We start from the raw sequence: 8,845 nt of genomic DNA on the forward strand, positions 1-8,845 counted from the left end.
CGATCCACGGCCGCGACTGACGCTTCGCCATGACCTGACCAACGAGCCACCAAGCCGATAGTCACTTGATCAACAGCTTTTGTTAGAGCCAGTAACTCGTGCTGCTCCTGTACGGGTAGCAGTACAGCGTGTAGTACCGGGTGAGCTGCTTGCAGATCCCGTTGTTGAAGGCGCCCTGCCACCTCTTCTTGGCAGCCCGGGTGTACGGATGGCTGGGCTTGTGGTGGTGCCGCTTGCTTGATATGGGCGCGCCCGAACTTCGAGTTTCCCGCGCGCAGGATGGGGTCCTCCCCGCCAGGAGCCGGCGACGTGTAGAAGCTGGTGTCTACGATTTTAGCCGCGCCAGTGCCGTCCTTGATGGGGCCGGGACTGGCCATGGCGGCAGGGGCAACGATGACACAGGCTGCAATAACCGCAGGGACGACCAAGAATCTTCGGTGTAACACAGTTGACTCCCGAGTCTAGAATGTATGTTCGTTACGTCCTGACCAGCCGCCAACCATGCTGAACCGTCGTTTTCCGGACAGTCACCTCGCAACGTGAACCGCTGCCCGACTGGGCGGCCGGTCCCGGCCACCCGGAGCATGGATACGCTCCGCCATCAGCAAGAACACTCGCCGCCCCCTTCGTCGTTGATGCTGAGGCGGCGTACGTACGCCAGAGCCTGCCCGTTCACCAAGGGCCCCTTCCCGGTGCCGTCCAAGAGACCCGAACGGTACGCGGGAGGGCGCCCGCTCCTCATGAAGCCGGGCGCCCTCGGCCTGACCGTTTACGTCTCTGCTCGCTGCCTTTCACTTGCTTGTCCGGTGAAGGGCTCGGACGCCGAGGTCGTAGGCCATCGCCCCGAGAGACAGAACAACGAGCGGCCACACGAGGGGGAAACCAGCGGGGACGGTACCGCTGGCGAGCAGGGCGGTGGTGGAACCGGTGGTGAAGACGGCGGTGGTGGTGGACGCGCTGGGCGCCCGGACCAGAACCACGCGTCCCTGGCCCTGGCTCAACGGGCGCCTGCCCGCGTGGCAGCAGCAGCCTGATGGCGTTCGGCGTGCTGGGCACCGAGGCGCTTGAGCTTGCGGCGCACTCGTTCGCCGACCTTGACCGGGTCCGCCGCGCCTGCCGCGAGCGCGGCCTCGGTCCATGTGGCCACTGCCGGTTGGGCCCAGGCCAGGGCCACCCGGCGCTCAGCTGGGGTGAGCGCGTTGAGGACGACGATCAGGCGAGGGTCGTCGGGCAGCGCACCGAGGGCCAGCTCCGGCGGGGTTGGGCTGCCCGCCACCAGGTCGTACAGCGTCAGGTTGTTACCCAAGGGCGTGTCCAGCGACAGCACCCGCGAGCCGTTGGCCCGGCGCCGCCACAGGGGCCTCAGCTGCTGGTGAATCACCCGGGCCTGCGCGCGCAGGTCGGCGATGCTGCAGTGCACGTATACCTCGGTGCCCCTGTGCTCGGCCCAGTCGCCCAGCAGTACGGTCGACACCGCTTCGCGCCACAGGTTTCCGGTGCGGAGACCAAGGACGTGGTGAGCACACCAGTCGACGCCCGCGGTGAAGTCAGGGTCTCCGAGTGCCAGCGAGAGCCGTACCTGCACGACGCTGCGGAAATCAGCGATCTCCGGCAACGTGCCGCCCGCATTGGAAGTGAGGATCATCTGCGTAGGCCACGAGGGCGGCTCGCCCGCGCTCCGCGGGGGCGCAGGGGTCTTACCGATGATGATGGTCACGGCGGGGTCCTTCCAGCAGCGGTGTCAGTCTCACCCTTCGGGCCCGGCCCGGACCCGTACCGGCAAAAAACCGTGGGTACGTGACTCACATCACTCCGGAGAAGACCGGCTCGTCGCAAGACTGCGTCGGAGGTATCGGTCCACGCCCATGCCGTCCACGGTGATCACATGCGGCGCCAGCGTCGACGCCGGCGCCTGGGCGTACCAAGAGGCCGCCCTCAACGACGGTGCACAGCCAGGTGCCGACCTCTTCGACCAGGCTTGGTACTCATCTGACTTCAGACTGTTCCAGTTCGCGGTGGATTTGCAGGCCTCGTGCACGAGGCCTGCCGGTGCTGGGCGAGACGGAGGGCCCGAGGATCGACGCTCTGGAGACGGATGTTCATAGCGACGGGCTTTCTCTCGATCGTGAAGTTGGTGTCCTGTGGTTCGGACCCCCGCTAGAGGCGGCGCTCGCGTGGCTCACTCCTCTCCCGCGTCGTCAGGGAAGACGATGCCGCCGTCGTGGTCGGCCGGCCGGCCGCGGCACGACGTGCAGGCGCAGCGTTCCGTAGTCGAGCGGTTGGAACGCCGCGGCATGCAGGGGGCCGTCGGCGGTGCCCAGCGCGTCCGGCGTGAACGCGTCGGTGGGAAGGCCGACCGAGCCGCCCAGATGCATCAGCCCCGCGACCAGCATGCCCAGCGTCAGGTCATGCACCTCCATCAGTCCCGGCGAGATCTGCGAGGCGCCCTGGACGGTGCGCGGGCAGATCGACACCGGAGTCGTCTCGCCACCGTCGCTCAGATCCCACCTGCCCTCACACGGAGTCCAGACGAGTCCGCCGGGCCCTTCGTCGTCCTCGTCCAGGAGCTCGGACATCTCACGCACGTAGGCGTGGGCCGCGAGGACCTGCGCCCGACCGAGGTCGGCGTACAACTCGCTGCCCTCCCACGCCAGGTTGGCCTCCCATACGGGCTCGAAGACCCCAACCGAGGCGCTGCTCATTCCATGGCTCCGTTTACCTGGCGCCGCGTTGTACACCGCATCCGCACCACCGCGGCCGACAACCGCCACGCTCCTACCCGGCGTAGCCGGCCCATCCGTGACTGAGTGCTCGCCCGCCGCCCCACCGCCCTCGGCCAGCTGCTGCGCGGCAACTGCTTCGGCAGCGGCAGCGGTCTGATCACCCTCACCATCTTCTGGCACACCCACCACTGACTCCCTTTGAACTCCGGCCGTCAGGTGTGGCTCTGTTGCTGCGGGTGCGTCCCAGGCGGGGATGCCGGGCTCGGCCGGTCTCCGGGCAGACGCCGAGCGTCGGCACTTTGTCCCGGACACTTCTCGGACAGGGCTCTGGCCAGGAAAGACAGCCCATGCCCTGTCCGGGACAGCTTTCTCTACTCGCCTTCTTCTCTGTCCCCACCATCCTTAAGGCCGTCAGTTGGGGATCTCCCCAGTTGCATCCGTAAGTGGCTGAGAAGGAGTACACCGTGCGTATTCGTTCCGCTCTTGGTGTCGGACTCGGGGGAGCCTTCCTTGCTCTCGGTGCCGTAGCCGTTCCCGCACAGGCCGTTCCCGCACCGTCCGTTGAGGCAGCGCCGCAAGGCGCGCTGGCCCTTCCGTCGTGGTGCACCAACGGTGAGCCGTGGGATGTGGACGGCAGGACGTACGGCGTTCGTTGTGACGTGGGCTTCGCCTACTACGCGAAGGTCACCTGCACGAATGGCAGCAGCACGAAGATCGCGAGGGGGGTCCAGACGAACGACAACCGCTGGACGTACGCCTACTGCACTTCCCTCGGGAGTAGCTGGAGGGTTGTTCCGGGCACGGGAGGGCCCGTTAGAGCTTGATGACCCGCAGATCCCCCGACTGCGGAGTGGGCTGGACGCGTGGCGGCATGGCGACTTGTAGTCACTCCGGCGGCGGCCCCGCCCGCACACCCAAGGTGTCGGCCTAGAGCGCGGGTCCTCTTGACGAGGGAGTGCTTGCAGGAGGGTACCCGAAGGCGCAGGAGGTGGCCTCGGGTACCCCTTTCGACTGCACGTCTCGCGTTCATACGCTGACGGCAGTCAGGCGGCTTGGCCGAGGCCGCCGGCGGTGAGGTGCTGCTCGCGCAGCGGGGATGAAGTCGACGTCGAGCTCCTCGGTGAGGAACCCACCGAGGTTCGCCTTGTAGAGCACCGGCACGAGCGGGACGGTCTCCTGGTCGGGGCCGTCATGGCGGCCCTTGGGGTGTCCAGCCACAGAGCGCCGACCCGGGGGCTTCGTGCGTCCTGGAGGAGTTCGCCGTGCCCACGTACGAGACCCTGCCGCGCTTCGCCGCCGACCTGGACCGCCTCACCCCCGAACAGCGCCGGCGGTTCCACCGAGCCGTCACCGCCTTCGTCCACGACCTGCGCGCCGATGAACGCTTCCGCGCCGGCCTCCGCGTCAAGCACCTCAGCGGGTTCCCCGGCATCTACGAACTGACCTGGTCCATGGGCACCGGCCCCGCAGGACGCGCCACCTGGCGGCACCCGGGAGTTGACGCGTGCGGGGATGACACATCGATCACATCAACGACTCCCGAGCCTTGGTCTCCCTCGGCTGTCTCAAGCACCGCCTGCACTCCACGCACCTGCGAGTAGGGTCTTTCGACATGCGCACAACACCGCCCGGGATACGCCGGGTCAACCTCCGCGCCGCCCTCGGGACCGCGGCGGCCTTCACCGCCGCCGCGTTCGGCGCCGGGTTCACCCTCGCCGCCGACCGGAGCGGCGGCGAGGGCCCGGACAACATCGTCGTAGAGCACTCGGTCGGTCCTCGCCACGGCACCGGGAACCAGTCCATGACCGGGGACCCGCTGCCCAGCGTGTGCACCGGCTACTCCGCGGCCATGGGGAACGAGACCGTCATGCGGGAGGAGGCGCTCTCGACCGCCTGCCAGTTCATCCGCGACAGCCGGGCCAAGGACAGCGAAGCCGCTGTCCGGGCGCTGCGGGACGCCGCCCGTGTGCTGGAACGGGGTCGCCGGTGAACACCCCCCGCCGGGTCACTCCGCGCCGCCTCGGCGCCGCCGCCGCGGTCTACGGCGTGTTCGTCGCGGGCTGGTACCTGGGTCAGCCCGTCACTCCCGAATGCCGCGTCGACCGAGCCGCCCTCGACCGGTTCGCCGAGAAGTACGAACCCGAACCGTCCCCCACCCTTATGCCGACGCCGACGGCGTATCCGTCTGCGTCAAGCGCGAAGCCCTCCCTCCCGCTCGACCCGACATCGGACCCGTCCTACGACCCACGTCGCGGCGCCCACGACACACTGACCCAGACGCTCACCGTTTACGCCGCCGCCTGCACCAACGGCACGAGCGAACGCCCCCGCCTGCAAGCCTGGTTCGAGGGCCACTGGCGGTAGCGACGTGGTGCGGCGTGACCTGGTATGTCCGCCGACGCGGGCGTAGGCCTCGTGTCGTGCGACACTCCCCGGATGCCTGCCTGGATAACCCCGCGGCGCCTCGGCGTCGTCACCACTCTGTACGCCGTCTTCCTGGCCGGATGGTGGCTAGGCCAGCCCGTGCGCTCCGACGGTTGCCTCGAAGACCGTTCCACCGCCGGGGCAGGCGTTCGTACCGCACCGGTGGAACCGGCCGACCCCACCCGGTACTTCGAGTACCTCGACTTCGGCTTCGGTCTCCTCGACTGGGCCGACGACATGGACGGCTACCGCGACGGCGAATACGGCCCCAGCGACTACGGGCACGACCTGCGGGGCGGGCCCGACACGGGCGCCACGTCCGACGCCGCCTACGCGACTTGCTCCTACAAGAAGCGCGCCCGCCTGCTCGCGTGGATCAACGGCGACTGGGGCTGACCACGCACCCGGTGGTGCCCGACTCAGCGGATGGTCCGCACCGACAGAACCGGACCGACAGGCGGGACCAGTTGCGCGGTGGCGACGTCGACGAGATGCGCCGGAACGTCGCCGTCGCCGTCTCCCAGGGCAGTCACGTACTCGTTGACCTGGGCGTGCGAGAGCGCGGGAACCCGTTGGCGCAGGACGCGCATGGCATGGATTTTTCCACGCGAGTCCGCCACCGCCCGGATGTCATCGTGCAGATCGTCCACAGCGGTCCGTATGACCTGTCCGCGAATACGGACGCGGTAGCCCGCCTCCCACTCGCCGGTCACCGGTGAGACGACACCGATCTCGTGCTGGCTCCCGTCGAGAGGATCAACCAGGTACGGTTCATTGCCGATCAGCATGAACTCCGGATTCCTGGTGCGCAGGTACTCCTCGGACGTCCAGGAGACGATCCACACCACTTCGTGCCGCTCCACATCCGCCACGGCCATCCGCATCGGATCCAGTCCTGCGGACAGCCCCCGCTGATAGGTGCGTTCCAGCTCTTCTTCCACCATCCGGACCGCCGCTTCTCGCTCTATCACGCGTGCAGCATCCCTTGCCAGTACGGACGACGGCACCGGGCTTCTCGCCCGGGGCCACGGCGCTACGCCGCTACGCCGCTAACCGAGGCGAGCAGCCCCGCTTGTCCGGTGCCAGGAATGCGCGCAGGTCGACGACGCCGTAGCCTCCCGCCCGCACCGCGTCGAAGATCGGGGGCAGCGCCTGGGCGTCCAGCACGATCCCGTCTCACCGATGGCAGGGGTGCGGCGCCTGGTGGTGGATCGCGCAGGGCTGCGGCGCGGTCCTTGTGGCGGGGCTGCTGGGGCATGAGATCCGCTGGCTATCCACCTCGCACAAGGTGCTGGCGCTCACTTTCAACGCCGCGTGGGACGACAGCGGTGTCGACACCGTCCTGACCGAGCTACGGCGCCGCCGGCTCAAGGCGACGTTCTTCACGACCGGCCAGTTCGCGAGGGACCGTCCCAGGGCTGTCGGGGCCATGGGTGCCGAGCACGGGCGGGCAACCGTTCTTACAGCCACTCGTGCTTCGACGACTTGAGCACTGGGCAACGGGAGCGGTAGGTGCGGCGCGCCGACACGGCGATCCGGGCCGCGCCGGGGACCGAGCTGCTGCCGTTCTTCCGTTTTCCCTACAGTTCCACCCACGGCGGAGTCGGTCGCCGACATCAACAGGCTCGGGCACGCGGCGATCGAGTTCACCACCGACACCAACGGCTACCTCGGGCCGGGGGCCGGTCAGCCTGGTGATGATGATGCCGATCGTCCAGGTCCTGCACGGCCGGGGTCGGGGTCCACCTTTCGTTCCGTCCGTGACGTTGTGATCAGCCAGTTGCCTTCAGGAGGTCGTTGATCCAGAGCATCGAGGCACGGAGGTGGAGGCCGGCGAGGTAGCTCTCGGGCGACTTGATGCCCCTATGGATGTCAACCGAGGGGCCCAACGGCTCCGGTCCGGCCAGTCGGAGGGTTTGCCGGGCCGATGAGTCGGTAGATCTCACGCGCGACGTAGCGTTTGAGGCAGCGGATGATCTCGTGCCGTGTCTTGCCCTCGGTCAGACGTCGTTGCCGGTAGTCGCGGGTGCGGTCGTCCCAGCGCAGTCGGCTGAGGACGATGCGGTAGAGGGCGGCGTTCGCCTGACGATCGCCCCCGCGGTTCAGTCGGCGCCGCTGTGTCTTTCCGGAGGACGCCTCGACCGGGCTGGTGCCGCATAAGGCCGCAAAGGAGGCCTCGCTGACGAGGCGCTCAGGGTTGTCGCCGGCCGAGATGAGCAGGGCAGCGGCACTGTCCGGGCCGACGCCGCGAACTTCCAGCAGGCCAGGCGTGCTGTCTTCGACGGCCCCGGCTATCTGCTTGTTGAGATCGTCGATCTCCTCGGTCAGATGCCGGATGCGGCGGGCCAGCAGCCTCAAGGTGTGACGGGCGGCCCCAGCCGGCCCTCTCGCGTGCTGAGGGTCGAGCTCGGCGCACCCCCTGAACAGTTGTGGGTTACTCAGGCCGGCCAGCGACTCGCGGAGGGCGGAGTCAGCTGAGACCAGGACGCTCTTGAGCTGGTTGATCGCCGGGGTCCTGGATTTGATCGCGGAGCCCTTCGCCAGCTTGAAGAGCCGGAGCATCTCGACTGGACCGTCGCCGGTCTTCGCCGCGGCGGTGGCGCGTCCGGTCAGCACGGCGCGGGCGGCGGCCTCGGCGTCAATGGCGTCGGTCTTTCCGTGACGGCGTCGGGCGGCTTTGTCGGGCTGGTTGACCTCGGTCACCTCGATGCCCTCGGCGCGCAGGTGACGGGTCAGGGCGGCTCCGTATGAGCCGGTGCACTCGACGCCAGCCCGCCGCAGCACGCCGAAGGATCGGGCCCAGTCAAGGAGTTGTCGATAGCCGTCGGCGGTCGCGGGGAAGCTACGACCGTCCAGGGCGGAGCCGAGCACGGTGATGACGGCTGCGGCGTGGACGTCCTTGTGAGTGTCCGAGCAGGACGTCCTCCGCGTCGGCCGAGACGTGACATGAGGCGGTGGACTGCGTGATGCTGGTCAAGGTCGCCTGTCTCCTGATCGCCTCGGGAACCGGTGGCCGTCGCCGGGCCGGGGGCGGTCAAGACTGTGACGGTGCCTGTCGCGAAGGCCCCTATCGGGACACGTCCCCTGCCGGCGGCAGCGAGTACCGCCCCGAGCAATGGCCGACAGATCAAACTCAAGGCAACAAGGCCAGTCGTATCGCGAGTCAGGCCACTGCCCGAAGCGGCACCTGAACATCCTCACAGTTGTCCCAGATCAACACGACGGGGCCGCCGGGCTGGATATGGGCCCGCACGAGCAGATCGCGGTAGTCCTTCCAGGTGAAGCCCCGGCCTGCGCCCTGGACGCGGGGCCGGTAGATCAGCCTGTGGACCGGCCGGGCTGGTAACAGGCCAGTGCGGCAAGGGAGACCCGGCCGCGGGAGCTGCCTTCCGGCTCCTTGCCCTGCACCCCAGTGAGGACTGCACGCCCCAGTCCGCCGCCGCGCTGCTCGACACCAGCCCACAGCCGAGGACGCTCTGGAGGCGTTACTGGACGAACGTCTGCTGGAACAGCACAGCCGCGGTCGCTACCGCCACCACGCCCTGCTGCGGCTGTACGCCCACGAACGGACCCGGGCGGAGGACAGCGAGGAACAGCGCACTGCGGCCGTGCTCCGCCTCGTCCAGTGGTATCGCGACAGCGCGGAGGCAGCCCGGCTCACGCTCGAACCCACGCACCGGCACCGGCTGCCGCGCGCC

Annotated in this window: 9 protein-coding genes and 1 pseudogene; 5 read left to right on the forward strand and 5 right to left on the reverse strand. The window is 68.5% G+C overall.

Going from position 1 to position 8,845, the window contains the following annotated elements; all coding sequences use genetic code 11:
• Nucleotides 1-997: 997 nt before the first annotated feature.
• Both ACWDZ7_RS42250 and ACWDZ7_RS42255 read right to left on the reverse strand, forming a co-directional pair.
• Entirely contained in the window at nt 998-1,717 is a 720-nt protein-coding gene (locus tag ACWDZ7_RS42250) for a hypothetical protein (protein WP_451804203.1), read from the reverse strand.
• Between the two features lie 481 nt (nt 1,718-2,198).
• Nucleotides 2,199-2,702, reverse strand: a complete 504-nt coding sequence (locus ACWDZ7_RS42255; protein ID WP_451804205.1) for a hypothetical protein — start codon at nt 2,700-2,702, stop codon at nt 2,199-2,201.
• A 1,283-nt stretch (nt 2,703-3,985) separates the two neighbouring features.
• Between ACWDZ7_RS42255 and ACWDZ7_RS42260 the strand changes: the two genes are divergently transcribed.
• The 4 genes from ACWDZ7_RS42260 (at nt 3,986) to ACWDZ7_RS42275 (ending at nt 5,543) form a co-directional block, all read left to right on the forward strand.
• Entirely contained in the window at nt 3,986-4,324 is a 339-nt protein-coding gene (locus tag ACWDZ7_RS42260; protein WP_451804207.1) for a hypothetical protein, read from the forward strand.
• Between the two features lie 11 nt (nt 4,325-4,335).
• A complete protein-coding gene (locus ACWDZ7_RS42265) occupies nt 4,336-4,713 on the forward strand; it encodes a hypothetical protein (protein WP_451804209.1) in 378 nt (125 codons plus the stop codon).
• Complete coding sequence (locus ACWDZ7_RS42270; RefSeq protein ID WP_451804211.1) at nt 4,710-5,087, forward strand: hypothetical protein; 378 nt, start codon at nt 4,710-4,712, stop codon at nt 5,085-5,087. Before ACWDZ7_RS42265 ends, ACWDZ7_RS42270 begins: the two co-directional genes overlap by 4 nt.
• A 72-nt stretch (nt 5,088-5,159) precedes the next feature.
• Nucleotides 5,160-5,543, forward strand: a complete 384-nt coding sequence (locus tag ACWDZ7_RS42275) for a hypothetical protein (protein ID WP_451804213.1) — start codon at nt 5,160-5,162, stop codon at nt 5,541-5,543.
• A gap of 23 nt (nt 5,544-5,566) precedes the next feature.
• On the opposite strand, the gene ACWDZ7_RS42280 is transcribed toward ACWDZ7_RS42275, so the two are convergent.
• Entirely contained in the window at nt 5,567-6,091 is a 525-nt protein-coding gene (locus tag ACWDZ7_RS42280; protein WP_451804215.1) for a YrhB domain-containing protein, read from the reverse strand.
• A 344-nt stretch (nt 6,092-6,435) separates the two neighbouring features.
• Between ACWDZ7_RS42280 and ACWDZ7_RS42285 the strand changes: the two genes are divergently transcribed.
• Complete coding sequence (locus tag ACWDZ7_RS42285; RefSeq protein ID WP_451804219.1) at nt 6,436-6,636, forward strand: polysaccharide deacetylase family protein; 201 nt, start codon at nt 6,436-6,438, stop codon at nt 6,634-6,636.
• A 383-nt stretch (nt 6,637-7,019) separates the two neighbouring features.
• Here the strand turns inward: ACWDZ7_RS42285 and ACWDZ7_RS42290 are convergent.
• Nucleotides 7,020-8,057, reverse strand: a pseudogene (locus ACWDZ7_RS42290) (IS110 family transposase); the annotation flags it as partial.
• A 575-nt stretch (nt 8,058-8,632) separates the two neighbouring features.
• Nucleotides 8,633-8,845 (reverse strand): hypothetical protein (locus tag ACWDZ7_RS42295; protein ID WP_451804217.1); only part of this gene is annotated, 213 nt, incomplete at its 5' end.

The organism is Streptomyces sp. NPDC003032 (assembly GCF_053591415.1).

Coding starts and splice junctions, on each gene's coding strand:
- ACWDZ7_RS42255 (WP_451804205.1), bottom strand. CDS start 2,702: ATGAGCAGCGCCTCGGTTGGGGTCTTCGAGCCCGTATGGGAGGCCAAC.
- ACWDZ7_RS42265 (WP_451804209.1), top strand. CDS start 4,336: ATGCGCACAACACCGCCCGGGATACGCCGGGTCAACCTCCGCGCCGCC.
- ACWDZ7_RS42275 (WP_451804213.1), top strand. CDS start 5,160: ATGCCTGCCTGGATAACCCCGCGGCGCCTCGGCGTCGTCACCACTCTG.
- ACWDZ7_RS42280 (WP_451804215.1), bottom strand. CDS start 6,091: ATGGTGGAAGAAGAGCTGGAACGCACCTATCAGCGGGGGCTGTCCGCA.